The sequence below is a fragment of the Streptococcus suis genome (genome assembly GCF_046032515.1).
In the GTDB taxonomy this organism is placed as follows: Bacteria; Bacillota; Bacilli; order Lactobacillales; family Streptococcaceae; genus Streptococcus; species Streptococcus suis_AL.
On record NZ_JARQPJ010000008.1, the window covers coordinates 15,115 to 40,579 of the forward strand.

At 42.1% G+C, this 25,465-nt stretch carries 25 protein-coding genes; 19 read left to right on the top strand and 6 right to left on the bottom strand.

Annotated features, from left to right (window positions below):
- The first annotated feature begins 415 nt into the window (after positions 1–415).
- Entirely contained in the window at positions 416–883 is a 468-nt protein-coding gene (locus P7J49_RS04880; RefSeq protein ID WP_408569721.1) for an N-acetyltransferase family protein, read from the top strand.
- Positions 884–903: 20 nt separating this feature from the next.
- Here P7J49_RS04880 and P7J49_RS04885 read toward each other — a convergent pair whose 3' ends face one another.
- From P7J49_RS04885 to P7J49_RS04895, 3 genes are all read right to left on the bottom strand, one after another.
- On the bottom strand, positions 904–2,163 hold the full coding sequence (locus P7J49_RS04885) for a hydroxymethylglutaryl-CoA reductase, degradative (RefSeq protein ID WP_408569723.1): 1,260 nt from the start codon (positions 2,161–2,163) through the stop codon (positions 904–906).
- Between the two features lie 61 nt (positions 2,164–2,224).
- Positions 2,225–3,379, bottom strand: coding sequence for a hydroxymethylglutaryl-CoA synthase (locus P7J49_RS04890; RefSeq protein WP_024408371.1), 1,155 nt, complete (start codon positions 3,377–3,379; stop codon positions 2,225–2,227).
- A gap of 28 nt (positions 3,380–3,407) precedes the next feature.
- Positions 3,408–4,592, bottom strand: coding sequence for an acetyl-CoA C-acetyltransferase (locus P7J49_RS04895; RefSeq protein ID WP_408569725.1), 1,185 nt, complete (start codon positions 4,590–4,592; stop codon positions 3,408–3,410).
- Positions 4,593–4,817: 225 nt separating this feature from the next.
- Here P7J49_RS04895 and P7J49_RS04900 point away from each other — a divergent pair, with 225 nt between their 5' ends.
- From P7J49_RS04900 to P7J49_RS04910, 3 genes are all read left to right on the top strand, one after another.
- On the top strand, positions 4,818–5,510 hold the full coding sequence (locus tag P7J49_RS04900) for a phosphoglycerate mutase (RefSeq protein WP_024376719.1): 693 nt from the start codon (positions 4,818–4,820) through the stop codon (positions 5,508–5,510).
- Positions 5,511–5,615: 105 nt separating this feature from the next.
- Positions 5,616–5,999 (top strand): VOC family protein, encoded by a 384-nt coding sequence (locus P7J49_RS04905; RefSeq protein WP_024380057.1) that lies wholly within the window; start codon positions 5,616–5,618, stop codon positions 5,997–5,999.
- 661 nt (positions 6,000–6,660) lie between these two features.
- Positions 6,661–8,058, top strand: coding sequence for a polysaccharide deacetylase family protein (locus P7J49_RS04910; protein ID WP_408569728.1), 1,398 nt, complete (start codon positions 6,661–6,663; stop codon positions 8,056–8,058).
- 66 nt (positions 8,059–8,124) lie between these two features.
- On the opposite strand, the gene P7J49_RS04915 is transcribed toward P7J49_RS04910, so the two are convergent.
- On the bottom strand, positions 8,125–9,207 hold the full coding sequence (locus P7J49_RS04915) for a DEAD/DEAH box helicase (protein WP_002940205.1): 1,083 nt from the start codon (positions 9,205–9,207) through the stop codon (positions 8,125–8,127).
- Positions 9,197–10,183, bottom strand: a complete 987-nt coding sequence (locus P7J49_RS04920) for a Gfo/Idh/MocA family protein (protein ID WP_408569730.1) — start codon at positions 10,181–10,183, stop codon at positions 9,197–9,199. The genes P7J49_RS04915 and P7J49_RS04920 overlap by 11 nt, the downstream gene beginning before the upstream one ends.
- A gap of 82 nt (positions 10,184–10,265) precedes the next feature.
- Between P7J49_RS04920 and udk the strand changes: the two genes are divergently transcribed.
- The 7 genes from udk to P7J49_RS04955 all read left to right on the top strand — a co-directional run bounded on the left by udk (position 10,266) and on the right by P7J49_RS04955 (position 16,632).
- The gene (gene udk / locus P7J49_RS04925; RefSeq protein WP_002936217.1) at positions 10,266–10,895 is read left to right on the top strand and encodes a uridine kinase; all 630 of its coding nucleotides are present in this window, start codon (positions 10,266–10,268) and stop codon (positions 10,893–10,895) included.
- A gap of 1 nt (position 10,896) precedes the next feature.
- The gene (locus tag P7J49_RS04930) at positions 10,897–11,436 is read left to right on the top strand and encodes a PadR family transcriptional regulator (protein ID WP_024376722.1); all 540 of its coding nucleotides are present in this window, start codon (positions 10,897–10,899) and stop codon (positions 11,434–11,436) included.
- An 87-nt stretch (positions 11,437–11,523) separates the two neighbouring features.
- Positions 11,524–11,793, top strand: coding sequence for a DUF1294 domain-containing protein (locus tag P7J49_RS04935; protein WP_012775285.1), 270 nt, complete (start codon positions 11,524–11,526; stop codon positions 11,791–11,793).
- A gap of 171 nt (positions 11,794–11,964) precedes the next feature.
- Entirely contained in the window at positions 11,965–13,779 is a 1,815-nt protein-coding gene (locus tag P7J49_RS04940) for an LPXTG cell wall anchor domain-containing protein (RefSeq protein WP_408569732.1), read from the top strand.
- 97 nt (positions 13,780–13,876) lie between these two features.
- A complete protein-coding gene (locus tag P7J49_RS04945; protein WP_408569734.1) occupies positions 13,877–14,374 on the top strand; it encodes a GAF domain-containing protein in 498 nt (165 codons plus the stop codon).
- The gene (dnaX, locus tag P7J49_RS04950) at positions 14,374–16,041 is read left to right on the top strand and encodes a DNA polymerase III subunit gamma/tau (RefSeq protein WP_408569736.1); all 1,668 of its coding nucleotides are present in this window, start codon (positions 14,374–14,376) and stop codon (positions 16,039–16,041) included. The genes P7J49_RS04945 and dnaX overlap by 1 nt, the downstream gene beginning before the upstream one ends.
- Before the next feature lie 402 nt (positions 16,042–16,443).
- On the top strand, positions 16,444–16,632 hold the full coding sequence (locus P7J49_RS04955; RefSeq protein ID WP_002936839.1) for a DUF3272 domain-containing protein: 189 nt from the start codon (positions 16,444–16,446) through the stop codon (positions 16,630–16,632).
- On the opposite strand, the gene birA is transcribed toward P7J49_RS04955, so the two are convergent.
- The gene (birA, locus tag P7J49_RS04960) at positions 16,598–17,554 is read right to left on the bottom strand and encodes a bifunctional biotin--[acetyl-CoA-carboxylase] ligase/biotin operon repressor BirA (protein WP_408569738.1); all 957 of its coding nucleotides are present in this window, start codon (positions 17,552–17,554) and stop codon (positions 16,598–16,600) included. The genes P7J49_RS04955 and birA overlap by 35 nt on opposite strands.
- A 64-nt stretch (positions 17,555–17,618) precedes the next feature.
- On the opposite strand from birA, the gene P7J49_RS04965 reads away from it, so the two are divergent.
- From P7J49_RS04965 to P7J49_RS05000, 8 genes are all read left to right on the top strand, one after another.
- Positions 17,619–18,653, top strand: coding sequence for a M42 family metallopeptidase (locus P7J49_RS04965; protein WP_408569740.1), 1,035 nt, complete (start codon positions 17,619–17,621; stop codon positions 18,651–18,653).
- 1 nt (position 18,654) lies between these two features.
- On the top strand, positions 18,655–19,392 hold the full coding sequence (locus P7J49_RS04970; RefSeq protein WP_023371069.1) for a hypothetical protein: 738 nt from the start codon (positions 18,655–18,657) through the stop codon (positions 19,390–19,392).
- Positions 19,393–19,410: 18 nt separating this feature from the next.
- Entirely contained in the window at positions 19,411–19,878 is a 468-nt protein-coding gene (locus tag P7J49_RS04975; protein ID WP_029176832.1) for a deoxycytidylate deaminase, read from the top strand.
- Positions 19,879–20,362: 484 nt separating this feature from the next.
- Positions 20,363–21,562: a methionine adenosyltransferase gene (metK, locus tag P7J49_RS04980; RefSeq protein WP_408569741.1), complete on the top strand. Its 1,200-nt coding sequence runs from the start codon at positions 20,363–20,365 to the stop codon at positions 21,560–21,562.
- A gap of 130 nt (positions 21,563–21,692) precedes the next feature.
- Positions 21,693–22,952 (top strand): UDP-N-acetylglucosamine 1-carboxyvinyltransferase, encoded by a 1,260-nt coding sequence (locus tag P7J49_RS04985; RefSeq protein WP_408556083.1) that lies wholly within the window; start codon positions 21,693–21,695, stop codon positions 22,950–22,952.
- Between the two features lie 94 nt (positions 22,953–23,046).
- On the top strand, positions 23,047–23,619 hold the full coding sequence (locus P7J49_RS04990) for a GNAT family N-acetyltransferase (RefSeq protein ID WP_044753953.1): 573 nt from the start codon (positions 23,047–23,049) through the stop codon (positions 23,617–23,619).
- A complete protein-coding gene (locus P7J49_RS04995; RefSeq protein WP_024384998.1) occupies positions 23,616–24,476 on the top strand; it encodes a methionyl aminopeptidase in 861 nt (286 codons plus the stop codon). The genes P7J49_RS04990 and P7J49_RS04995 overlap by 4 nt, the downstream gene beginning before the upstream one ends.
- A 47-nt stretch (positions 24,477–24,523) precedes the next feature.
- On the top strand, positions 24,524–25,447 hold the full coding sequence (locus P7J49_RS05000) for a YihY/virulence factor BrkB family protein (RefSeq protein ID WP_408556082.1): 924 nt from the start codon (positions 24,524–24,526) through the stop codon (positions 25,445–25,447).
- Positions 25,448–25,465 lie beyond the last annotated feature (18 nt).

A 25,465-nucleotide genomic window follows, 5' to 3' on the forward strand; every position in this document is an offset into this window, starting at 1 on the left:
TTTTGGGGCATTTTTGGGGCAAAAGCATTTTGCGTCAAAAGAGGGAGAAGTTTTATACTCAATGAAAATCAAAAGTAGCCTAGGAAACGAAGCCGAAGATAGAACTCTGTTACTTTCTTATTTCAAGGTAACAGGCTGAAAACCTCCACTGGAGTTTTTCACTCATCAAGGCTCTTGACAACGGATAATTTTGATTTTCGAAGAATATTAGTAGTTTTCTACAGTACACATTCTCGTTTTAAGACAACAAAAAAACCAGCCTTGGCCAGCTGATTTTTTAGGAGATTTATGAAAAATTTTAGGATACACCTATAGTATACTCGAATTTTCAGATTCTTCATCGGTCTGTAGACCTATTTTGTTAAAAAATAAACATGTGTTATAATAGAAAAAATAAAAAAAGGGGAGATTTTTTATGACAATCCGTAAAGCTAGACAATCTGATATTCCAGTTTTAAATGAATTGCTTCAAGATATTTTACAGGTGCATCACCAGGCACGACCAGATATTTTTAAAAGTGCAGGTCAAAAATTTTCTGAGGTTGAATTAGTAGCACTTTTGGAAAATCCAGATAAGCCTATTTTTGTCTTTGAGCTAGAGGGACAAGTGGTTGGGCATCTTTTTTGTGAGTTTAGGACTGCGACAGGTGATGTTTTGGAACCAGTTAAAACCTTGTTTATTGATGATTTGTGTGTAGCCAATTCGGCGCGTGGTCAAAAAATTGGCGAGCAACTGTATGAATTTGCTCTTTCCTATGCTAAGGAGCAGGATTGCCACAATCTTACCTTGGATGTATGGGCTGACAATGCAGGAGCTGTCCGTTTTTATGAACGCCAAGGAATGAAACCGCAGAAGTTCCGTATGGAGCAAATAATAAATTAAAAAAGAGGGAGTCCCTCTTTTTAATGTTCTCTCATTTTTGCTAATAAGTTTTGAGCAGTTTCTAGGTTGCTGTGCTTTTCTTTCCGCAGGAGTTGGGCTAGTTGGTCTACTTCATGCTCCTCGGCACCAGCAAGTAGCGCTAGGGATTTTACGTGGAGCTTCATGTGACCAGCCTGAATCCCTGAAGTAACAAGAGCGCGCAGGGCAGCAAAGTTCTGACAGAGACCGACAGAAGCGATGATAGAAGCTAATTGGCGTGCCTTTGGTTGTTGGAGAAGGTCAAAAGCGACTGCTACCTTTGGATTGAGCCCGATAGAGCCACCGACGGAGGCAATCGGAAGAGGTAGGGTGATGGAGCCGACCAAGTGCTCGCTATCAATGGACCAAGTAGAAAGCCCTTTGTATTGCCCATCCCGGCTGGCATAAGCATGGGCCCCGGCTTCGACTGCCCGCCAGTCATTTCCTGTAGCGATAACGACAGCATCTATACCATTAAAAATCCCTTTGTTATGTGTCGCAGCACGATAAGGGTCCACTTGCGCCAGTTTGCTTGCCAGGGCTATTTTTTGAGCAGTTTCTTGAGCAATGGCAGAGCTGGTAGCCAGACTAGAGATGGCAATATGGCATTGGGCGGTGACCAGTGACTCCGTTGCATAGTTGGAGAGGATTCCCATCAAAACTTGTCCCTTGCTGAGCTCTTCTAAGTCATCCTTAATAGCTTCTAACATGTTATTGAGGATATTGGCTCCCATGGCTTCTTGTACATCAACTTGAAGATAGACAATCAAAAACTCATCCTTACTCTCAACAGTCAATTCTCTTGCACCGCCCCCTCGTTTAACAATAGAAGGGTGTGCTTGATTGGCAGTTTCTAAAATACTCTCCTTCTGGTCAAGAATCGCCTGTGTCGCTCTGCTATGGTCCGAAATATCGTAGAGAGCAACTTGTCCAATCATGATACGGTTGTGAATAGTCGTTGTAAAACCGCCAGATTTAGCGATGATTTTGGCTCCGAAAGACGCAGCTGCAACCACAGAAGGTTCTTCAGTAACCATCGGTATAGAATAAGTTTGTCCATCCACTAGAAGTTCTGGAAGTACAGAAAAAGGTAAGGAAAACGTTCCTAGATGATTTTCTGCCATCTTTCCCGCAATTGCTTCTGGCAGGTTTTCGTCTTTGTATAGAATGTCTAAGCTATCTTCGGATAGGGAACGATTCTGACGGAGAATATCAATGCGCTCTTGGCGTGATTTTTTATAAAATCCGGAAAAAGTTGACATAGGTTCCTCTTTCTATAGGAAAGCGCCCCTTGGTGAGAGCCAAAGGGCGCCGTTTTGGCTTCTATTTACGATAGATACGTTTGTGATTGTCCACTTTGATAAGGGCAAAGGGACTTTGGTCTTCTGGTAGGTCAAGGGATGAACCAGTTTCATCAAGGGTAATTTCTTCAAAGAAGACTTGTTCGTATTCCTTAACGCTGAGTTTTGTACGCTGATTGAGTTGTTCTAAACGATTTTCTTGTAAGTGGTCGCGATAACCTTCAACGAGTTGACCGCTGAAAATTTCACAGACAGCGCCACTACCATAGCTATAAAAGAGGATTTGATCCCCTGTCTCTAACGCTCTGCTATTTTCCAAAAGGGAAAGAAGAGAGAGGAAGATAGAGCCAGTGTAGATGTTGCCGACGACTTTATTATAGACGATAGCTTCCTGGAAACGTTCTGTCAAGCGACTAAGAGTTTCTTCATCCTGAGCAATAGCTTGCAATCCTTTAAGACCTTGTTTGGAGAAAGGGATATGTAAGCACATGGCAGCAAAATCGTTGAGGGTTTTGCCTGTTTTTTGTTGATAGTAGTCGAAAGTTGTCGTCAAGCAATCGGTGTACTGTTCAGTTGAAAATTTACCATCAACACGTGGATATTTGTCGTAGTTAGGACGCCAGAAGTCGTAGATGTCACGTGTCTGGCAGACATTATCATTGTTGAGGACCAAAATTCGTGGGTTTGCGGTTACCAACATGGCAACTGCACCAGCACCTTGGGTAGGTTCACCGCCAGAAGCGACTCCATATTTTGCAATATCACTAGCAATGACTAGGACTTTTGATTCTGGGAATTGAGCGATATGGCTTTTGGCAAGACTTAGTCCAGCCGTTGCACCGTAACAAGCCTCCTTCATCTCGATGGAACGAGCGAAGGGCTGAATACCGAGTAATCCATGAATGGTGACGGCAGCAGCCTTACTTTGATCTACGCTAGATTCTGTACCGACAATAACCATGTCAATGGTTTGTTTATCTTCTTCTGTCAGAATGGCTTCGGCAGCCTTTGCACCAAGACTGATAATATCTTGAGTGACAGGAGCTACAGCCATTTCAGACTGAAGAAGACCAATCTTAAATTTATTTGGGTCCACATTGCGGGCTTGGGCTAAATCAGCCAAATCTAAAACATAATCGGGTGCCGCAAATCCGATTTTATCAATACCGATGTTCATAATATATCCTTTGTGTACAAATGATAGGTTAACTTGTTTGCGCATTGGAAACGATTAGGGAGATGCCTTGACCGCCTCCGATACAAAGTGAGCAAAGACCAAGCTCTTTTTCTTGCTTGATTAATTCGTGAATCAGAGTGACTAGGATTCGACTACCACTAGCTCCGATTGGATGTCCAAGTGCGATAGCACCACCATTGACATTGACTTTTGCAGGATTAATGCCGAGTTGTTTGACAACTGGAACTGATTGGGCTGCGAAGGCTTCGTTGAGTTCAAATAAGTCAATATCTTCGACGGATTTGCCGATTTTTTCAAGGGCTTTTTGACTAGCAGTAATAGGTCCAAGCCCCATCAATGCGGGATCTAAACCGCTTGTTGCATAGGCCTCAATATAGGCGAGTGGCTGGATATTTAGCTCACTGGCTTTTTCATCAGACATGAGTACCAAGACAGCACAGCCGTCGTTGATGCCAGAAGCATTGGCTGCGGTGACGGTTCCATCCTTTTTAAAAGATGGCCGAAGTGTTGCCAATTTTTCAATTGGTGTCAGACGAGGGTACTCATCTGTGGCAAAAATAGTTTCGCCTTTCCGATTTTTTAGTCTAATAGGAACAATTTCGTCAACAAATCTTCCCTCAGCAATAGCTTTTGCAGCCTTCTCTTGGCTACTGTATGTAAAAGCATCTTGCTCTGCGCGACTGACTTGATAGTGTTCAGCAACATTTTCTGCAGTAATGCCCATGTGATAGTCGTTGAAGGCATCTGTTAGACCGTCTGTCAGCATAGAATCTTCTAGAGTAATATGACCAAATTTACTACCAAACCGGCTAGTTTTGGATAGATAGGGTGCCTGGCTCATGATTTCAATGCCCCCAGCCACAACTACATCATTGTCACCTAGCATGATTGACTGGGCAGCCAGGAGGACTGATTTGAGACCGGAACCACAGACTTTATTGACTGCATAGGCAGAGGCTGTCTGAGGAATGCCTGCACGAATAGCAATTTGACGTGCAATATTTTGTCCTTGTCCTGCTGAAAGAACATTTCCGAAGATAACTTCATCAACGCTGTCTGCAGGGATGTTTTTACTAGCTAAGGCTGTTTCGAGGACTTGCGCCCCTAAATCAGCGATTTCAATATCTTTCAGACTACCTCCGAAACTGCCGATGGCAGAACGATAGGCAGACACGATAGCTACTTTTTTCATGATAACTCCTATAGTGGTATCGTTTTGAACTGTCGTGTTCAGCCTTACTATTATACCATTATTTTGTATTTTTTCTAAGAAGAAAGATAGGTCTAGAGACTGAATTTACATGAAAGAGTAATGAAAGCGTACACAGATTGTGGAAAGGCTGGCATTTTTTTACCTTTTCGTGTAAAATAGAGAAGTATAAGAGGGGAACCTCAAAATTTAAAGGAGAATCCATAAATGGTAAAATTGGTTTTTGCTCGCCATGGTGAGTCTGAATGGAACAAAGCTAACCTTTTCACTGGTTGGGCTGATGTTGATTTGTCTGAAAAAGGTACACAACAAGCAATCGATGCAGGTAAATTGATCAAAGAAGCAGGTATCGAATTTGACCTTGCTTTCACATCTGTATTGAAACGTGCTATCAAGACTACAAACTTGGCTCTTGAAGCTGCAGATCAATTGTGGGTACCAGTTGAAAAATCATGGCGTTTGAACGAACGTCACTACGGTGGTTTGACTGGCTTGAACAAAGCTGAAGCAGCTGCTGAATTTGGTGATGAGCAAGTTCACATCTGGCGTCGTTCTTATGATACTTTGCCACCAGAAATGGCTAAAGATCATAAGTATTCAGCACACACTGACCGTCGCTATGCACACCTTGATGATTCAGTTATTCCAGATGCAGAAAACTTGAAAGTAACGCTTGAGCGTGCCCTTCCATTCTGGGAAGATAAAATTGCTCCAGCATTGAAAGACGGTAAAAATGTATTCGTAGGTGCACACGGTAACTCAATCCGTGCCCTTGTAAAACACATCAAACAATTGTCTGATGACGAAATCATGGATGTGGAAATTCCAAACTTCCCACCACTTGTATTCGAATTGGATGAAAACTTGAACATTGTGAAAGAGTACTACTTGGAAGCATAATTCATTTAAGGCCTGAGTTCGCTCAGGCTTTTTTAGTTTTGAATATCGGATTTTTCATAGAGAGTATGGTATACTGGTGGTATTAAATGGTAGGAGGAATTTATTATGGCAAGTAAAAAAATGTTGCACGCTTGTTTGCGTGTTGAGAATTTAGAAGCATCGCAAAAGTTCTATGAAGAAGGGTTTGGCTTTAAAGAAACCCGTCGCAAGGACTATCCAGAGCACAAGTTTACCTTGGTTTACTTAGCACTTGAAGGAGATGACTTTGAGATTGAATTGACCTACAATTATGATCATGGTCCCTATAGCGTAGGCGACGGCTTCTCGCATCTAGCTCTTTCTTCAGATGATTTAGAAGGTGATAATGCTAAGCATAAGGAGCTGGGCTATCCAACGACAGACATCAAGGGCTTGCCAGGAAGTCCAGGTCGTTATTATTTTGTAACAGATCCAGATGGCTACCGTGTGGAAGTCATTCGTGCAGATTAATTTAGAGGGAGCGGGAAAGAACTCGACTGGTTAAAAAAGAGTTCGTCAACAAGTCTTTATTTCTAGTTGTTGAGCTGAAACAGTCTATTCCCAGACTGTTTCACTCCCACCCCCGCATAGCTCCAACAGTCAGAGTAGTGACTGTTGGAGGTTGGAAATGAAGCGAACTCTGTTCGCATCAGTCGTAATGGTCAGATTTGGAGTGTAAAACACGAATTGCTGAGATTTGCTTCGCAAATCCTATCTCCAACCTTTAACAGTCCACTGGACTGTTAAACCCAATCAACCACTGCGCTGAGATGTTGACACGAACCCTGAGAAGTGAGGTTGAGCTTTTTGCCCAGCCTTTTTCTTTTCAAAAAAATCAGAAAATGGCAGAAGGGAGGGCATTAGGAAGCAAATCAATTATTTATACTCAATGAAAATCAAAAGTAGCCTAGGAAACGAATCCGAAGATAGAACTCTGTTACTTTCTTATTTCAAGGTAACAGGCTGAAAACCTCCACTGGAGCTTTTCACTCATCAAGGCTCTTGACAACGGATAATTTTGATTTTTGAAGAGTATTACCTAATCTTTTTACGAGTTTTTATAGAACTGTCTTGACAAGAGCCTTTAAATGATTTAGCATAGTTTATATATGTTTTGAATGGGAGGTTGGAGATGAAAAAAGTTAGTTTTTGGTTGGGAATTAACATCGCCTTGCTCGGCATAATGGTAAGTTTGGCTGTATGGTTACTTGCAGGACTTCAAGAAAGACAGGTTAGTCAGTTTATCGAGGAAAAACAACAAACCATCCTCGCTAAAGGCAAGGGCAAAATTCAAGAGGGAAATATTGATACGACCCATGTTGTGGCTACCTTACCTACAGATGATGCTGGTCATGTCTTAGGACCTGTAGAAAGTCGAATGATTTCCTATGTTCAAAGACGCTTTGGTCATAAAAAACCAGCAGGAAAAATTCAAAAACTGGTCTTTGTTTCATCAATAGAGGGAAAAACAAATTTTAAAAATGTAACAGCTCGTGAAATTCAAGCGGAGCACTATAAAGTAGACAACTTGCAAATTACAAAGCAGGATAAACTCCCGTCTGAGCGTGTGTTATTGACGCAGGACAATGAATTGTTTACTCTGGAAGATTTATTACCTAATTTATCCTCTGCAGCAAGTATTATTGTTGATCATCTAAGAGAAGCCTTACTTGCTCAAGGAATGAAAGAGACTGATGTAGAAGCGATTGTCAAAAAATTTGAAACACTAGACTTAAATGCGATTTCCTTTAGTTATGGAGACAGCCAATTAACCTTACAATTACCAGATGGTTACGGCGTCAACCAGTTGGTTCTACTAATTTCAGATTTGTACCCAGTAGTGAAGAGTGATTATCTAGTAGATGTTGATAAGGTTGGCTATGATGAGTATATGGCTGCACAAGTTGTGGATAAGAAACATTTGAGACAGGTCGCTCTAACCTTTGATGATGGACCAAATCCGAACACAACACCGGTAGTTTTAGATTTACTGAAAAAATATAATGCCAAAGCAACTTTCTTTGTTGTTGGTAAGGCTGTAGCTGGGAATGAAGCTATTCTCTGTAGAATGATAGCGGAAGGGCACGTCATCGCCAACCATACGTGGAATCATCCCAATCTAGTCACTATTTCTGGGGACCAAGTACAGAGAGAAATTCAAGATACACAGGCAGCTATTACTGAAGCTGCAGGTATTGTACCAACAATGGTTCGCCCTCCTTATGGTTCGGTTAACCAGGCCGTTGTCAATCAGATGGGACTTCCATCGATTTATTGGTCGGTCGATTCTAAAGATTGGAAGAGTCGCAATCCCCAAGCCATTTTGAAAGAAATAAAAGAACAGACTTGTCCAGGAAGTATTATCCTAATGCATGATATTCATCAGTCAACAGTTGATAGCCTCGAGTCTGTATTGCAATATTTAACAGGCGAGGGCTACAATATGGTTACTGTAACAGACTTACTCGCCAGTCCTCTCAATCCTCAATTAATCTATTATTCACAAGAATTATCTGGTCCAGCCCAGTAAGAATGATAAAAGGCTTAGAATCATGTTAGTAGAAACACTGGTTCTAAGCCTTTTGTATATTGTTCATTATATTTTGTAGAGCTCTTGATTCTTGAGAATGACTTCTTGGACGGAGGCATACTTTTTCAATTGTTTTAGTTCGCTAGGACTAGATACTAGGGTGATGACAAGACCTTCCTTGCCCATGCGTCCAGTACGTCCAGAACGATGAGTGTAGGCTTCTTGGTCAAAAGGAACTTCAAAGTTGAGGACACATTCTAAGTTATCAATATCAATACCGCGTGCGACCATATCTGTAGCAAGTAGAAGATTGAGTTCGTGATTTTTGAAACGTTCGATGATGACCTTACGGAATTTTACGTTGACATCAGAAGCCAATGAAACTGCATTCACACCATTATAGAGTAGTTTATCTTCGCTTGCACCAAGGTCTGATAGGCTGTTAAAAAATGCAAGAGCACGAAAATCAGGGATATTGGCAAACTTACGTAGAGTTTCCAAACGGTCACGCTTATCTACCATCATATAGCAATGTTGGATATTATCCAATTTCTGCTCAGATAAATCAATGCTTTCAATGTCCTCAGCAATTTTTTGACGGTCAAATTTAGCTGTTGCACTCATGTAGATTAACTGGTGGTCACGAGGTACATAGTTGATAATCTTTTCAACAAACTGATATTGAGAATCGGAGAATAGCTGATCAAACTCATCTAGGACGATGGTGTTGATATTCATCATCTTGATTTTTTTCAATTTAATCAACTCGAAAATACGACCAGGTGTTCCAATCAGGATTTCTGGTCCTTTTTTTAGTCGCTCAATCTGGCGTTTTTGACTGGAACCAGACAAGAATAGTTGAGCAGTCAACCCAATTGTCTCCGACCAAGTCTTACAAACATCAAATATTTGGCCGGCCAGTTCTGTATTTGGTGCGAGGATGAGCAATTGTTGAGCTTTTTTAGGAGTTAGGGCTAATAGACTAGGCCAGAGGTAGGCAAGGGTTTTTCCTGTACCTGTTGGGCTGATAGCTAGAAGGGACTTGCCGTTTGCAATAGGCTCAAAGGCCTGGACTTGGATAGGAGTAAAGTCCTCAAAGCCAAGTAGGGTAAGCTGGTCCGTCCAGCTGGAGGGAAATTTAGATTTCATTGTTATCCGCCTTAAAGATTATTCCTGCGTCTTGACGCATGGTGTAAAGTGTTTGATGGACGATTTCTGCCACATCCAGCCATTCATTGGCTAGGTCGTGATTGCCTGTCTGTATAGCTTGGGCAATTGCTTGTACCTCTTCCAGCATAGCATCTTCCTGAGCTCGGATAGGTAGGACTACTTGGCTACCATCATGTTTTGTGAAAATAGCAGAGCTGATATGCTGGCAGGCGTTGAGGGTGAGAGTTCCCTCACTGGTATATATTTCGCTTGGTAGATTGCTAGTGATATTCTTTCCAGCCTGAATACTTACGAGAAAATCATCATAAGTCAGTTGCCCAGTCCCATTCAAATCAATGGATGAAGGGAGTTGTTGAGCAGTGTATCGGGCTGCATTTGGTCTGCCAAAGAGGCCGATGGCAGTATAGAGCGTATAGACACCCAGATCCATTAAGGCTCCGCCTGAAAAATCAGTTGAAAAGATATTTGGGGTCTGTCCTGCCAAGAGGTCAGGCATTTTGGAAGAGTATTTGGCATAGGAGAAGTTGGCCCCCAAAACAGTCTTATCTTTCAAGAAGTCCCTAATAATAGCGATGGCTTCCTCGTGGTAATTGCGGGCAGCTTCAAATAGGAAGACACCATTTTCCTTGGCAATCTGACGAAGTTGGGCCAATTCTTGAGGTGTGGACACCATAGGCTTTTCAACGATAGCGTGTTTGCCGGCCTTGAGAACAGCTTTTGCATGTTCAAAATGCAGGGCATTTGGACTGGCAATATAGACCAAGTCAATCGGTGCAGAAAGGAATTTTATCCATTCTGTGTATAATTTTACATTTTCGTAATTTGTTGAAAATGACATAGCGGTTTCCACTTTTCTTGAAAATATCGCTGATAATTGAAGATATTTACTCAAATGAGCGGAGAAAATGAACTTGTGACTGATGTCTGAGGTACCAATAATACCAAAATTTAGCATAAATTCTCATTTCTTTTGTGTTATCCTTTCCATTATACCATGTTTCATGGTAAAATAGTATTGAAAATAGAAGGAGATGATGATGACTCAGAAACCCATTATTATTGGCGTAACCGGCGGATCTGGGGGTGGCAAGACAAGTGTGTCGCGTGCCATTCTGGATAATTTCCCAAATGCTCGCATATCAATGATTGAACACGATTCTTACTATAAGAATCAGTCACACCTAACCTTTGAAGAACGGATATTGACCAATTATGACCATCCACTGGCTTTTGATACGGATTTGATGATTTATCATATCAGTGAGCTATTAGCAGGACGTTCAGTGGATATTCCGATTTATGATTACACTCAGCACACACGTTCAGAGAAGACCTATCGTCAGGAACCACAAGATGTATTTATTGTGGAAGGTATTTTAGTATTGGAAGACAAACGGTTGCGGGATTTAATGGATATTAAGATATTCGTCGATACTGATGACGATATTCGTATCATTCGCCGCATTAAGAGAGACATGGAAGAGCGTGGCCGTAGCTTAGATAGTATCATTGAGCAGTACACCTCGGTGGTGAAACCAATGTATCACCAGTTTATCGAGCCAACCAAGCGCTATGCAGATATCGTCATTCCTGAAGGCGTCAGCAACGTTGTAGCCATCGACTTGATTAACACCAAGGTGGAGAGTATATTAAGAGAGCGTGGTTAAGATGCCGAAGCAAAGGATATTACCTCATATTATATTAGGGATTATGGGTGCTAGCGGTCAAATGGTAACTGGCAAACAGATTACCGACTATGTTCAACGTGATTTAGGCGAATTTTGGCAGGTTGCCCATAGCCAAGTCTATCCAGAATTAAAACGTATGACCAAGGAAGAATTGATTACTTGTCATGCAGTACCTGGAAATGAAAAGGAAAAGCAGTATGCGATGACGGCTACTGGTCGTCAGATTTTAGACGAATGGCTATCCATTCCAAATGAAGAAACGCCTCAGCAAAAAGACTTGTTTTCAATCAAGATGTTTTTTATCCGTGAAAAGGATGACCCACGGATTCCTGGTTTGTTGCAGAGTCAAATTGAACTAGTCACCAAGCACTTAAAACACCTAGACAGTCGTAAAGTTGAGCTGTTCTCAACCAAGGAAAGTATCCAAGACAATTATGGACACTATTTGATTTTGACACGGTCTATTGAACGCAACCGTGCCCAGCTCAAATGGTTAGAGGATACACTGGCAGAAATGTAACGATTCGGATTTCCGAATCGTTTTTTCTTGTGTCCTGTTTTGGATTATGTTAGAGTAAGAAGAAATGTGACTTAATTGGAGGAATGTATGTCAATCAAACAGATGGTTAGTATGGCGCTAGTAGTGTGGAATTTACTTGTCTTCATCACCTATGGTATGGATAAAGGTAAGGCAAGAAAGAACGCCTATCGGATTTCAGAAAAGACCTTATTACTCATGTCCTATTTTGGTGGCGGGCTGGGTGCCTGGGCAGGTGGCACCCATTTTCGGCATAAGACACAGAAAAAGTATTTTCAACTAGCCTGGGCTATAGGGGTATTGATTGATGCAGTGATTATGTACTGGATGTGGAAATAGGCGCAAGCCTTTTTCTTTTTCTGAAAATATGAAAAATCTACTGAAAACCATGAAAGAACCGAATATTTGCATACTAAGGGCATAATTGCTTGACAGTTTGCTTTTTTTTTTTAGTATACTGGTAAGCGTGCCTTTTGGCATAAAAGTTTTATATAAATGGAGGTTTTTCATATGAAAAGAAGTTCTAGGAAGAAGCGACTTGCCAAGTTGAGCAAGCTGGGTCTGAGTTTGGCAGCGGTCACTGTCTTGGGAGGCTTGGTTGAGCCGGTGGGACTGACAAATTTTGGTTTGACCAAGGTTTATGCAGAGACCTATGTAAATACTTCTGACCAGCCCATTGGGGTGGTTGTATACTACAGTGGGCAAAATCTAGATGGCACAAGAGTAAAACTTGAAGGCTGGGGGAGTTACATAGAAGTCCAGCCAGGACAAGAGATTGCTGCACCTAGAGAGTTTGAAGGATATACGCTAAAGGAAACCTCTTATACACCGCCTGCTTTCTCTGAAGGTATCTTAATGTATTCGTATACACAAGTTGAAACTCCAAAACAACAGGGACTCCCCTATACGGTTGAATGGTATGTAGATGGCCAATACTATGATGGCTATACAAGCTATATTAACCCTGGAGAGTTATATGACAGAGGGGTTATTGATAAAGGTGGTATTCCAGTATGGATTGATTTCGCAGATTTGGCAGAAAATAGTCCGCAGTACTATGAAATTACTTATGAGAAAGTAGCGGCTGGTGAAAACTATTATCGCTTTGACTTGGTGAGTAAGGATAAGGCAACGGTTCCGTATACCATTGAGTTGGTAGATCAAGACGGTCAAGTTCTCCAAACCATTCAGCAGAGTGGAGTTGAAGGAACTGAGGTAAGCTTTGACTTTCCGGTAATATCAGGTTATAGAGTAGGTAAGTCTGAGGGCTTTGACTCATGGACCTATGGGAAAGGTGGTACTTTCAGACTAGTTGCTAATAAGACTGTTAAGGTATACTATGACAAAGCTCCTTCTATTGACTCCTTAATTAGACCTGAACAACGTGTGGAATATCAGAAAGTATTTGATGAATTTCATACTACGATATTAAAAGCATTCGAAGTTTATAAGAAAGAGCTAGGAGTTGATAATATTACGTATGAAGCGAATGATTTAGAAAAAATATTTGCGGACAGTAATTTATCTGTACTCCATTCGGAATTAGTATTGGAGCAACGCTTATTTGCTAAACCAGTAGGTCTAGTCTTGACAGATCAAGATATTATCAACGCTATAGGTTGGACTCCTGAATACTGGGATCATCAAATCGCTTACCATAAAGAAATTACTCAAAAACTTGAAAAAGCAATGGCTAATATTGCTGCATCAAAGGCAATTCCGACAGTTCCAGTAGATCAATCGATCACGATTAAGGCTGTCTATACTGAGGAACAAATTGAACCTGGCCAAAAAGTTGATGTGTTAAAAGAAATTGAGTATACACTCAAACCAGGGGAGAGTGTTGTTCTAGAACCCCTAGCATTTGAAGGTTGGACATCAGCTCACGAAAGACAAACAGTTACGTATGAAGACGCTAAAAATAGCCTTAGCAAGAGATACACCTTCTACTACTTGAAAGACTACACAATGCCGACAGACAAGCAAGTTGAACAGCCGGTTGAAACTCCAACTGAAAAACCGGCCGAACAGCTAGTTGAAACCCCAACCGAACAACCAGTTGAGAAGTCGGTTGAAAGACCAACTGCGAAGCCAACTGAACAGTCAGCATCAGAAAAACAAGCAACCAAACAGGGAGATAAGGAGCCTGCGGCACCAGCAAGCCAAAGCAAACAGTCAACTGTCAAACCTGCATCAACTAGTCAGTCACAGACAAAAACTTTACCAGCCACTGGTGAAGTCAGCTCCGTCCTACATCTGACAGGTCTGGGCTTATTGGGACTAGCAGGTCTAGTTGTGAAAAGACGTTCAGGCAAGTCATCTTAATTAAGAACCCTGTAAACGAGATCGACAGGTCTCGTTTTTTGCTGATTTCTAACAGTCGGCACTGTCATGCTCCGTCTTTCTATGCTATAATGTTTCTATGACAAAACAAGAAAAAATTTCAAATTATCAACTATTATTGGCTCAATTGGAAGCTCTTCTTGATGGTGAAACCAATGCTTTAGCCAATCTATCAAATGCTTCTGCTTTGCTCAATCAAGCTCTACCAAACTCTGTCTTTACAGGATTTTACTTGTATGATGGTCAGGAATTGATTTTGGGGCCTTTTCAGGGTGGCGTTTCCTGTGTTCATATTGAACTTGGAAAGGGTGTCTGCGGTGAGGCTGCAGCTAAGCGCCAGACTATTCTCGTAGACGATGTTCGTCTACATGATAACTATATTTCCTGCGATGCGACAGCCCTATCAGAAATCGTTGTGCCAATGGTGAAAAACGACCAGTTGCTGGGCGTTTTGGACTTGGATTCGAGATTGGTAGCTGATTACGATGCCATTGATCAAGAATACCTAGAGCAGTTCGTTGCTCACTTGGTTGAGAAGACGGACTGGAATTTTGCTATGTTTGGAGAAAAACGCTAATGTACCAAGCTTTATATAGGAAGTACCGAAGCCAGACCTTTGGGGAGATGGTGGGGCAGGAGGTGGTTGCGACCACACTCAAACAGGCCATTGAACAGGGGAAAATCAGTCATGCCTATCTCTTTTCAGGTCCTCGTGGTACGGGTAAGACATCGGCAGCTAAGATTTTTGCCAAGGCCATGAACTGTCCTAATCAGGTTGGAGGCGAGCCTTGTAACGATTGCTATATCTGTCAGGCCATTACCGAGGGCAGTCTGGAAGATGTCATTGAGATTGATGCTGCTTCCAACAATGGTGTGGATGAAATCCGTGATATTCGTGATAAATCGACCTATGCAGCTAGTCTTGCGACCTATAAGGTCTATATCATCGACGAGGTCCACATGCTGTCTACTGGAGCCTTCAATGCCCTCTTGAAGACCTTGGAAGAGCCGACTGAAAATGTGGTCTTTATTCTAGCAACGACGGAATTACACAAGATTCCTGCTACCATTCTGTCAAGGGTGCAACGATTTGAATTTAAGTCCATTAAGGTGACGGACATTCAGGAGCACTTGGCTGCAATTTTGACCAAGGAAGGGCTAATCTTTGACGAGCAGGCTCTGACGATCATTGCGCGTCGGGCAGAAGGGGGGATGCGGGATGCCCTATCCATTTTGGATCAGGCTCTCAGCCTTAGTCAGGACCAGCAAGTGACCTTGGAAATTGCTGAGGAAATTACGGGTTCTATCAGCTTGCGTGCCTTGGATGACTATGTGGCAAGTCTGCGTCAAGGGGATAGTGTCACAGCTCTCCAGCATCTACAAACCTTGTTTGACCAAGGAAAGAGTATGAGCCGTTTTGCGACAGATCTTTTGCACTATTTGAGAGATGTCCTTATCGTGCAGACGGGTGGTGAGGATACGCATTTAACAACAGGTTTTTCAGAAAATCTAGCTCTTGAGCAGGCACGGATTTTTACCATGATTGAGATGGTGACCAGGGGTTTGGCGGACATCAAGTCCAGTCCTCAACCCAAGATTTACGCTGAAATGATGACTATTCGGTTGGCTGAAGATAGTTCTCCTTCGGGGGCAATGGCAGAGCTGCCAGCTGATTTACTGGGTCAACTAGCCAGTCTGCAACAACAAGTTGCGGATTTACAGAAACAACTAGGTCAATTATCTAGTCAACCAAGTACTGTTAAGTCAGTTTCACGCAAGCCACAGGCTCCGAAGAAGTACCGATTGGATACCAGCAAGGTTCATGCCATTTTGCAGGAAGCTATGGAAAATCCAACCTTGGCGCGTGAAAATTTGACTCGCTTGCAGAATGCTTGGGGAGAAATTATCGAGAGTCTGTCAGGTGCAGATCGTGCCTTGTTGGTTGGTTCCCAGCCAGTCGCTGCCAATGAAAATCATGCGATTCTAGCCTTTGATTCTCCGCTTAATGCTGAACAGACGATGAAGCGTGACAATCTCAATACCATGTTTGGAAATATTCTCAGCAAGGCCGCAGGTTTTTCTCCACAGATTTTAGCTATTGCTCAGGAAGATTGGGTAAGTATTCGTGCTGAATTTTCGGCGAAAGCAAAAGGTCAAAAGACACAGGAAATCGAAAAAGAAGCCAGTCCAGTCCCAGAAGAATTTGGCTTTCTCGCAGATACAGTTGAGATTAGAAATGATTAGAAAATGAGGCTGAGCAAAAAGCTCAGCACCGCTTCTCAAAGTTAGTGTCAACATCTCAGCGCAGTGGTTGATTGGCAGATTTGTTCGTGTTTTACACTCCAAATCTGACCTAATCAACTGTGCGGGGGTGGGAGTGAAACAGTCTGGGAATAGACTGTTTCAGCTCAACAACTAGAAATAAAGACTTGTTGACGAACTCTTCTATGAATGGTCGAGTTCTTTCCCACTCCCGAATAGTTTTGATAGATATTTTATACTATTTTCAATCCTAAATATTTTTCATATCTCCTTAAGAAAGCACCAATTAGATTGGTGTTTTCTTGTTTAGAAAAGAATCGAAACCTATCAAGAAAGCATATAAAAATTCAGCCAGTTGACTGAATTTTTGGTATAATCTATTTTATGAAACTTCCACAATTTCTTTTTTTAGCCATTACAACTATTTTAGCTGTTTATTTTATGAATGCATCGATTTTGACAGGAGATTTCTTGATTGCAGGTATCTACGCCTTTATCGCCTATCGGAATCTTCATTTTGCTTACAAGGTGACTAAATTTATTCGTTTGGTGGAGAAGCAGACCAAGAAGTAAGGCTGATTTCTCCACTGGAGATAATTTTTACTTTGCCGTTATCTAACTGGATAACCAGGTTTCCTGTATCAGTAACAGCGATGGCAGTCCCCTTAAATTCAACTTGATTTTCTACAAAGCTCACTTGTTGGCCAACGACAAGTGATTTTTCTTTGTAAAGGGCAATTAGTTCCTTCTCATCGGTTTCTAAGAAGGCTTTCCAGATGGCAGTAATGAGTTGATTGCGGGTAAATGGTGGTTGTTCCTCGAAAAGATTTCCTGCAGATTGTTGTAATTCCTTAGGGAAATCGTCTATGCGAACATTGATGCCGACACCGATAATGACATCGGTTACCCGTTGGTTTTCCATAGAAGAGATAGCCTCAGTGAGGATGCCAGCGACCTTTTTGTGTCCGAGATAGATGTCATTGACCCACTTGATTTGGACGTCCAAGTCGCAAAGAGATTGAATGGCCTTCACAACAGCAGCTGCAGCTAAAATGGTGTAGGGCTTAAATTCTAGAAATGGAACATTGGGAGAGAGACGAAGCGACATATAAATGCCGCCTGACTTGGAGGCATAAAAGGGTCTCCCAAATCGCCCCTTGGCTTTATTCTGATAGGGAGCTAGATATAGGGCAGGACTAGTATGACCTGATTCAATACCTTGTTTGGCATCTAGCTGGGTCGAATCGCTGTCAGCTTTCAGGTAGACAGGCAGTTGGAGTTCCTTTGCAATCAAGTCTGGCAGTAGCAAATCCCCATCGGCCAATTTGTAGCCACGATTGCGGGCAGCCTCAATAGTTAAACCATGCGTTTCTAACTGGCGAATGGCTTTCCAAACTGAAGTCCGAGAAATACCCAATTCCTGAGCCAAATCTTCTCCGCTCATATAGTCGTCTTTTTCTTTTAATAGTAAATAAATCTTCTGGTAGGTTTTCATGTCTTCATTATAGCAAAAAATTCACCTAAAACGTGATATAATAGTTTCAAATAAGGAGGTTTTCATGAAGACACTTGATTACATTGTTACATTGACCAACACTCCGTCGCCAACTGGTTTTACGACGGATATTATGAATTACATCAAGGCAGAGGTTGAAAGTTTCGGCTATGCTGCTAGTAAGACCGCTAAAGGTGGTGTTTTGGTGACAGTTCCGGGGGAAAATGACCAGGAACACCGCATGGTGACTGCTCACCTGGACACACTGGGGGCCATGGTTCGTGCAGTGAAGCCAGATGGCCGACTCAAAATGGATTTGGTGGGAGGATTTGGATATCCTTCTATTGAGGGAGAAAACTGCTTAATTCATTGTGCTAAAAATGGTAAGACCTTTACAGGTACTATTCTCATGCACCAGACCTCTGTCCATGTCTATCGAGATGCCAGTACAGCCGAGCGGAACCAGACCAATATGGAAATTCGTTTGGACGAAAAAGTGACCAATGCGGACGAGACGCGGGCCTTAGGTATTGAAGTCGGAGATTTTATCTCCTTTGATTCAAGGACTATTGTGACAGAAACTGGCTTTATCAAGAGTCGTCACTTGGATGATAAGGTATCCGCAGCTATCTTGCTCCATCTATTGAAGGTCTATAAAGAGGAGGGGATTACTCTGCCTTATACGACACATTTCTATTTTTCAAACAATGAAGAGATTGGCTACGGTGCCAACTCCAGCATTCCTGCTCAGGTGGTTGAATATTTGGCAGTTGATATGGGGGCAATGGGAGATGACCAGCAGACGGATGAGTACACAGTTTCTATTTGTGTCAAAGATGGTTCAGGCCCATATCATTATGAACTCCGTCAGCACTTGGTAGCCTTGGCAGAGAGGGATGGTATTCCATATAAATTAGACATTTATCCATATTATGGTTCCGATGCTTCAGCGGCTATGCGAGCAGGTGCGGATGTCAAGCACGCCCTGCTTGGTGCGGGGATTGAGTCTAGCCATTCCTACGAGCGGACGCATTTGGATTCTGTAGTTGCGACTGAGCGGATGGTAGATGCCTATTTGAAATCAGCAATGGTAGATTAAGATGAATGAAACCCGTTTTTTAGAGTTATTCAATGACTTGGATAAGGTCTTGCGTAAGGTGTGCGGTGTTGCGGATGGGGAATATGCAGATGTAGGCTCTATGTTGACCAAGGCAAAGGAATTGACGCGACATAATCCCGTTGAGGCGAACTGGGATAAACTCTATGTGGCTCGTCAGTTGCGTAATCTCATGGTTCATGAGAAACGAACAGGTTTGAAGGAAGTAGCCCAACCTTCGCAGGAATTGATCACTGTTTTGGAAAAAGTGATAGCCCAGTACCAAGAACCGATTACCATTGCCGACTATTTGCAAAAGACCCAGAAAATTAAGCCGGTTATTTTTGAGGGCAAGGACAAATTGATAAAGGCTTTAGAAATTGTGGAGCAAGAGCATTTTTCTAAGTTTCCTATTTTTTCTGACAAGGTTTATCAAGGCCTGGTTTCTGACAAGGGATTGACAAATTGGTTGGCCAAGGCAAGTAAGGAAACGGGCTCTATACGTGAAAAATTGGTGGAGGCTAGTCTTGAAGACGTACTAGCTTGTGAGGAAGATAGTATTCAGGTGATCGTTCTACCAATAACAGCCCATCTTTATCAGGTAATTAATCATTTTGAGGGGCGTAAGCGCACAACCGTCCTAGTCAGTCGTCAGGCGAGTGGGAAGCTTCATTCGCCAGAGGATCTTGTTGGTATTGTCACAGCCCAGGACTTGGCAGAGATTTATGGGATGGTGGATTGAGTGGAGAAAGGAGAAATCATGTCAACAAATCGTTTAGCTTGGGATGAGTATTTTGCGGCTCAGGCGCTTTTAATTGCCAATCGGGCGACTTGTAAGCGGGCCAAGGTCGGTGCGGTTTTGGTTAAGGACAATAAGGTTATCGCAACAGGCTACAATGGTTCTGTTTCAGGAACCGAACATTGTTTGGAGCAGGAATGCCTTATGATTGATGGTCATTGTGCTAGAACCTTGCATGCGGAAGTCAATGCCATTTTACAAGGAGCGGAGCGGGGAATTCCAAAAGGTTTTACTGCCTATGTGACCCATTTCCCATGTCTCAACTGCTCCAAGCAATTGTTACAGGTTGGTTGTAAGCGGGTTGTCTATATCAATGAATACCGCATGGATGACTATGCTCAGTATCTTTATAAGGAAAAAGGATGCGAGTTGGTTCATTTGCCTCTAGAGGTGGTTAAACAGGCAATTGCAGAAGCAGAATTTATTTAGTGAGGGAGGTTGTCTTGCACACCTCTCTTTATTTTTTAGAAAAATACTAGGATAGTCACCTAATATATGCTATACTAGAAACGTTATTAAGTCCCGAAAAGGTAGTTATCAGACTAGTTAACTTTCGCAGACATACTTGGAAGTTATTGCTTTCTCGTTATGTATCTGGGAATTTCCCTTTGCTCAAGACAAAAGTCTTTCGCAAAGAACTAGTCGGAGACTAGTTATTGCTTGCCATTTTAAAAAAGGAGGAAGTTATCAGAGTATGGTAACTTCTTTTTTATTTTTCAATAAAGAACTGCACATACTGGAAGAACTATGATATACTAGAAACGTTATTAAGTCCCGAAAAGGCGACTGAAGGAAGTGCTTGCTGATAGTAGATGCTATTTCTTTGCTCAAGACTGGCGTCTTTCGCAAATCCCCTCCTTTCAGTCGGTGCTTTGTAACCTTGATAACAATTTATTTTAAGGGGGACATGTTTATGTCAGAACGTAAGTTGTTTACGTCTGAATCTGTTTCGGAGGGTCATCCGGATAAGATTGCAGACCAGATTTCAGATGCCATTTTGGATGCTATTTTAGCAGAGGATCCAGATGCGCACGTAGCGGCAGAGACGGCTGTTTATACAGGTAGTGTTCATGTGTTTGGAGAGATTTCAACCACTGCCTACGTGGATATTAACCGTGTGGTACGGGATACGATTGCGGAGATTGGCTATACAAAAGGTGAGTATGGTTTTTCAGCTGAGTCGGTTGGGGTTCATCCGTCACTTGTAGAGCAATCGCCAGATATTGCCCAAGGCGTCAATGAAGCTTTGGAAACTCGTCAAGATGCTAGTCAAGATCCATTGGATTTGATTGGTGCAGGTGACCAGGGGCTCATGTTTGGTTTTGCAGTAGATGAAACGCCTGAACTTATGCCCTTGCCAATTTCACTTAGTCACAAATTGGTGCGTCGTTTGGCCGAGTTGAGAAAATCTGGTGAAATTGCTTATCTCCGTCCAGATGCTAAGTCACAGGTAACAGTTGAATACGATGAAGACAATCAACCTGTTCGTGTGGATACAGTCGTTATTTCGACCCAGCATGATCCAGAAGTTAGCCAGGAGCAAATTCGTCAGGATGTCATTGAACGTGTGATTAAGGACATCATTCCAGCTCATTATCTGGATGACCAAACCAACTACTTTATCAACCCAACTGGTCGCTTTGTCATTGGCGGACCTCAAGGGGACTCTGGTTTGACAGGTCGTAAGATTATTGTGGATACCTATGGTGGTTATTCTCGTCATGGTGGCGGTGCTTTCTCTGGTAAGGATGCGACCAAAGTGGACCGTTCTGCATCTTATGCGGCACGCTACATCGCTAAAAATATCGTAGCAGCTGGTTTGGCTAAAAAGGCTGAGGTTCAATTGGCCTACGCTATCGGTGTAGCTCAACCAGTTTCAGTTCGCATCGACACATTTGGTACAAGTACAGTGGCTGAGAGTAAATTAGAAGCAGCTGTTCGTCAGATTTTCGATTTGCGCCCAGCTGGTATTATTCAAATGTTAGATCTCAAACGTCCAATTTATAAACAAACTGCAGCCTATGGTCACATGGGACGTACGGATATTGACTTGCCATGGGAACGCTTGGATAAAGTAGATGCTTTACAAGCAGTACTACAAAAGATAAACTAGGAATATTTTCAAAACAGGAGACAGACTTGCCTCCTGTTTTTTTATATATCAAATAACTAGCATTTTACCACCCATTGTGGTAAAATGAAACGTATGCCTTTTTAGGCAAACTAAGAAAGTGAATGTTAGTATGAGAAAAATTGTAATTAATGGTGGAAAAACACTGAAAGGGTCGGTTACCGTTAGTGGTGCCAAAAACTCAGTTGTTGCTCTTATTCCGGCCATTATTCTTGCAGATGGGATTGTTACTCTGGACGGAGTACCTGCAATCTCGGATGTAGATAGCTTAGTTGATATTATGGAAACAATGGGCGCGACGGTCAAGCGTGATGGTGAAAGCTTGGAGATTGACCCTCGTGGTGTAAAAGACATGCCTATGCCATTTGGTAAAATTAATAGCTTGCGTGCATCCTACTATTTTTACGGTTCCCTCCTTGGTCGCTTTGGTCAAGCTGTTGTTGGCTTGCCAGGTGGTTGTGATTTGGGTCCGCGTCCGATTGATTTGCACTTGAAGGCCTTCGCAGCCATGGGTGCGAAAACAACCTATGAAGGTGAATATATGCGCTTGGCAACTAATGGTCAGCGTATTCAAGGGGCACATATCTTCATGGATGTTGTCAGCGTCGGTGCGACAATTAATACTATCTTAGCAGCTGTCAAAGCAGAAGGCCGTACAGTTATTGAAAATGCGGCGCGTGAACCTGAAATTATTGACGTGGCAACTTTGCTTAACAATATGGGGGCACGTATCCGTGGTGCGGGTACAGATATTATCACCATTGAAGGCGTAGACAGTCTAAAAGGAACACGTCATCAAGTGATTCCAGACCGTATTGAAGCAGGGACTTATATTGCCCTTGCTGCTGCTGTTGGTGAAGGTATTCGCATTGATAATGTCCTTTATGAACACTTAGAGAGTTATATCGCTAAGTTGGAAGAAATGGGTGTTCGCATGACCATTTCTGAAGATAGTATTTTTGTTGAAAAGCAAGAGAAATTGAAGGCGGTAAGTGTGAAAACTTCACCTTATCCAGGTTTTGCGACAGACTTGCAGCAACCCATTACACCTTTACTGCTTAAGGCAGAAGGGACTGGTACGATTGTTGATACGATTTATGAAAAACGTGTTGGTCATGTGCAGGAGCTTGCAAATCTTGGAGCAAAAATCTCTACTCGTAACAACCATATTGCCTTTGAAGGTCCAAATCAACTGACTGGTACATCTGTTAAAGCTACTGATTTGCGTGCGGGAGCCGCAATGGTTATCGCTGGTTTAATGGCTCAAGGGCGTACAGAAATTACAAACATTGAGTTTATTCTACGTGGTTACTCAAATATTATTGATAAGCTGACAGAATTAGGTGCAGATATTCAATTGATTGAGGATTAGAGAGTCTAATTGAGAACTACTTTCTCAAAAGGTAAACGATTTAAAAACAAAACAATCTGGGGCTGGGAGTAATTCTCAGCCCCTTGGGTACACTATGACACTTTGGACAAGACTAGCGAAGTTTGCTTGCTTTGAAACGGACCGTTTGTATTTACGACCATTTTCTTTTGAAGATGGAGAAAGTTTCTATGAAATTGTATCAAATCCCGAAAATCTTCCTTTTATCTTTCCAGCTTTGGAGGACAGAAATATTGCTTTTTCGACAATGGTTGAAAAATTTATGCGTTCACCATTGGGAAACTGGGCCTTAGTTGATAAGCATTCGGAGAGGATGATTGGTGCGCTTTGCTTTGAAAAGATAGATGAACGTCAACTTTCTGCGGAGCTCAGCTATTTCCTAAAAAAAGACTACTGGAGAAGAGGTTTGATGACGGAAGCAGTGCGGACTTTAGTCTATCTAGCTTTTTATGAGTTTGGTCTGAGGGAGCTGATTATTGTCACACATGAGGAAAATGTGGCCAGTCAGATGGTGGCGAAAAAAGCTGGTTTGGTACAGGTTGCGCAGTATCGTGGAAGTGACCGCTATAGCCATAAAACAAGAAATTATCTAAAATTTAGCTTGAAGAAGACAGATTTTAAATTAGAAATGTATGAGGAGAATGAATGATTACCATTAAATCACAACGAGAAATTGATGCAATGAACCGTGCTGGAGATGTTCTGGCTGGTATTCATATTGGTTTGCGAGAGATTATCAAGCCAGGCGTGGACATGTGGGAAGTAGAGGAATATGTCCGTAAAACGTGTAAGGAAAAGAATGTTTTGCCACTCCAAATTGGTGTTGATGGAGAATTGATGGATTATCCTTATGCGACTTGTTGTGGATTGAATGATGAGGTCGCTCATGCTTTTCCGCGTCATTACAAACTTAAAGAAGGTGATTTGCTGAAGGTCGATATGGTTTTGAGTGAGCCCTTAGACAAAGCGGTAATTGATGTTTCTAAGCTCAACTTTAATGATGTTAAGGCTATGAAGAAAATCACCCAGACCTATCGTGGTGGTTGTGCGGATTCCTGCTGGGCTTATGCGGTTGGTCAGGTCTCTGAGGAAGTTCAAAACTTGATGGACGTGACTAAGGAATGTTTGTATCGTGGTATCGAGCAAGCCGTTGTTGGCAATCGTATCGGTGATATTGGTGCAGCCATTCAAGAATATGCAGAAGGTTTGGGCTACGGTGTTGTTCGTGACTTGGTGGGTCACGGCGTTGGACCAACCTTCCACGAAGAGCCGATGGTTCCTCACTATGGAACTAAAGGGCGTGGACTCCGTTTGCGTGAGGGCATGGTTTTGACTATCGAGCCTATGATTAATACAGGGACTTGGGAAATTGATACGGATATGAAGACTGGTTGGGCTCACAAAACACTTGATGGTGGCTTATCTTGCCAATATGAGCATCAGTTTGTCATTACTAAGGATGGTCCAGTCATTTTGACGAGTCAAGGTGAAGAAGGGACCTATTAATTCTCGGAGAGGTCGTGAATAATAGGTGAATGAGGAAGGAGGAGAGAATGAAGAAAACCAAAATAGTTGAAGGTTTGAAAACATTCTGCTCAACCTTCTTTTCTTTTTATCGTTCTGCTGATAGCGATGTAACAAGTGTTGCGGTAGCTTACTATTTGTTAATTTCTATTTTCCCTATTCTTCTAACTCTCGCGAATTTACTGCCCTATTATCCATTTGATGTGGATATGATTTTATCGGTTGTAGCTGAATTTGTGCCAGACAAGCTCTATCCTTCGGTTTCATCTTTTATCACTTCCGTATTAACAAAGCCGTCGTCATCATGGTTAGGGATTTCAATTCTGACCACTCTTTGGACCCTGTCACGTAGTATGACCATTTTGCAGAAGACCTTTAATAAGGCTTATGGCATCAATGAACACCGTGATTTTATTATTGGGCACTTGATTGGCATATTTTTAGGAATTGGTCTGCAGGTAATTATCCTCTTAAGTATTACGCTTTTGACTTTCGGGCAGGCAGTTTTTTCTTATATTAATAAGCTGGTTCCTATTGAAGACGCCTGGCTGAAGGGACTTCTTAGTCAAACACAGTTAGTAGGTTTAATGGCTCTGTTTGCCGCTTTGGTTATGCTTTATTTCTTTTTGCCAAATGTTCGGATAAAAAAAGTTCGATATGTTTTTCCAGGAACCTTGTTTGTTCTGTTGACGATGACTTCTATTGGAAAGTTATTTTCGATTTATGTTGATAATTATGCCAATAAGTTGCTGGATTTTACAATAGTAACAGCTGTCGTCTTTCTTGTTTTTATGCTTTGGTTCATTTTTATGGCTCAGGTACTCATCGTTGGTGCAATGATTAATGCTACGGTTCAAAGTATGCAGGTAGAAGAGTTTCATGCCAGAGATGGGGATATTGTTTCTATCTTGAATAGGCTCAAGGCAAGATTTACAGCGATAGATAAAGAATGAGGTAGGAGAACTCCCACC

Excerpts from the sequence above, each read along its gene's own strand:
- P7J49_RS04915 (WP_002940205.1), bottom strand. The coding sequence starts at position 9,207 with ATGAAATCTAAATTTCCCTCCAGCTGGACGGACCAGCTTACCCTACTT.
- P7J49_RS04920 (WP_408569730.1), bottom strand. The coding sequence starts at position 10,183 with ATGCTAAATTTTGGTATTATTGGTACCTCAGACATCAGTCACAAGTTC.
- P7J49_RS04945 (WP_408569734.1), top strand. The coding sequence starts at position 13,877 with ATGACAAAACAAGAAAAAATTTCAAATTATCAACTATTATTGGCTCAA.
- P7J49_RS04965 (WP_408569740.1), top strand. The coding sequence starts at position 17,619 with ATGAAGACACTTGATTACATTGTTACATTGACCAACACTCCGTCGCCA.
- P7J49_RS04985 (WP_408556083.1), top strand. The coding sequence starts at position 21,693 with ATGAGAAAAATTGTAATTAATGGTGGAAAAACACTGAAAGGGTCGGTT.
- P7J49_RS04900 (WP_024376719.1), top strand. The coding sequence starts at position 4,818 with ATGGTAAAATTGGTTTTTGCTCGCCATGGTGAGTCTGAATGGAACAAA.
- P7J49_RS04905 (WP_024380057.1), top strand. The coding sequence starts at position 5,616 with ATGGCAAGTAAAAAAATGTTGCACGCTTGTTTGCGTGTTGAGAATTTA.
- birA (WP_408569738.1), bottom strand. The coding sequence starts at position 17,554 with ATGAAAACCTACCAGAAGATTTATTTACTATTAAAAGAAAAAGACGAC.
- dnaX (WP_408569736.1), top strand. The coding sequence starts at position 14,374 with ATGTACCAAGCTTTATATAGGAAGTACCGAAGCCAGACCTTTGGGGAG.
- P7J49_RS04975 (WP_029176832.1), top strand. The coding sequence starts at position 19,411 with ATGTCAACAAATCGTTTAGCTTGGGATGAGTATTTTGCGGCTCAGGCG.
- P7J49_RS04930 (WP_024376722.1), top strand. The coding sequence starts at position 10,897 with ATGCCGAAGCAAAGGATATTACCTCATATTATATTAGGGATTATGGGT.
- P7J49_RS04885 (WP_408569723.1), bottom strand. The coding sequence starts at position 2,163 with ATGTCAACTTTTTCCGGATTTTATAAAAAATCACGCCAAGAGCGCATT.
- metK (WP_408569741.1), top strand. The coding sequence starts at position 20,363 with ATGTCAGAACGTAAGTTGTTTACGTCTGAATCTGTTTCGGAGGGTCAT.
- P7J49_RS04940 (WP_408569732.1), top strand. The coding sequence starts at position 11,965 with ATGAAAAGAAGTTCTAGGAAGAAGCGACTTGCCAAGTTGAGCAAGCTG.
- P7J49_RS05000 (WP_408556082.1), top strand. The coding sequence starts at position 24,524 with ATGAAGAAAACCAAAATAGTTGAAGGTTTGAAAACATTCTGCTCAACC.
- P7J49_RS04910 (WP_408569728.1), top strand. The coding sequence starts at position 6,661 with ATGAAAAAAGTTAGTTTTTGGTTGGGAATTAACATCGCCTTGCTCGGC.
- P7J49_RS04895 (WP_408569725.1), bottom strand. The coding sequence starts at position 4,592 with ATGAAAAAAGTAGCTATCGTGTCTGCCTATCGTTCTGCCATCGGCAGT.
- P7J49_RS04995 (WP_024384998.1), top strand. The coding sequence starts at position 23,616 with ATGATTACCATTAAATCACAACGAGAAATTGATGCAATGAACCGTGCT.
- udk (WP_002936217.1), top strand. The coding sequence starts at position 10,266 with ATGACTCAGAAACCCATTATTATTGGCGTAACCGGCGGATCTGGGGGT.
- P7J49_RS04880 (WP_408569721.1), top strand. The coding sequence starts at position 416 with ATGACAATCCGTAAAGCTAGACAATCTGATATTCCAGTTTTAAATGAA.
- P7J49_RS04935 (WP_012775285.1), top strand. The coding sequence starts at position 11,524 with ATGTCAATCAAACAGATGGTTAGTATGGCGCTAGTAGTGTGGAATTTA.
- P7J49_RS04890 (WP_024408371.1), bottom strand. The coding sequence starts at position 3,379 with ATGAACATCGGTATTGATAAAATCGGATTTGCGGCACCCGATTATGTT.
- P7J49_RS04955 (WP_002936839.1), top strand. The coding sequence starts at position 16,444 with ATGAAACTTCCACAATTTCTTTTTTTAGCCATTACAACTATTTTAGCT.
- P7J49_RS04990 (WP_044753953.1), top strand. The coding sequence starts at position 23,047 with ATGACACTTTGGACAAGACTAGCGAAGTTTGCTTGCTTTGAAACGGAC.
- P7J49_RS04970 (WP_023371069.1), top strand. The coding sequence starts at position 18,655 with ATGAATGAAACCCGTTTTTTAGAGTTATTCAATGACTTGGATAAGGTC.